This window comes from Vibrio sp. YT-19(2023) (assembly GCF_033337395.1).
Map to the genome: position 1 here is coordinate 1 of NZ_JAWOQN010001212.1, position 507 is coordinate 507.

Annotated in this window: 1 protein-coding gene; it reads right to left on the reverse strand. The window is 42.8% G+C overall.

What is annotated here, in order from left to right; all coding sequences use genetic code 11:
• Window positions 1–507 (reverse strand): GGDEF domain-containing protein (locus tag R7E78_RS30900; protein ID WP_318059239.1); only part of this gene is annotated, 507 nt, incomplete at both ends.

A 507-nucleotide genomic window follows, 5' to 3' on the forward strand; every position in this document is an offset into this window, starting at 1 on the left:
GAATGTTTGCTGACGTACATGTCTTCATCCGCTAAATGCAGCGCTTGTTCCAAACTCATGTGCTGCTTTCGTTTCTCAGAAACACCAACTGAAATCGTGACGGTTTTCAGCTCTGCGCACAATTTATCGGTAACATCCAATCGACTCAGTTCTTGAACGGCTCGCGAAAGCTCTATTTGTGTTGGGTATCCGAGCAAAATAAATTCGTCACCACCAATACGATAGCTTCGCCCAGACCACACTCGATGTATCTTCAGCGAAAGCAATTGCAGCACTTCATCACCCGCTAAATGACCGTAGGTATCGTTGATTTGTTTGAAGTGATTAATATCTAAATAAAGAATCGCCAAATCCTTATTCACCCCTTGGCGATACTTAACTTGCAAAGAGCGACGATTCCTCAACCCAGTTAAGTTATCGGTGTTGGATTGACGATACAGATAGAGAGAAACACAAATTGCCAATACAAGTACGAATAGAAATACCGCTTGGGTTTGTGTTGCCAAT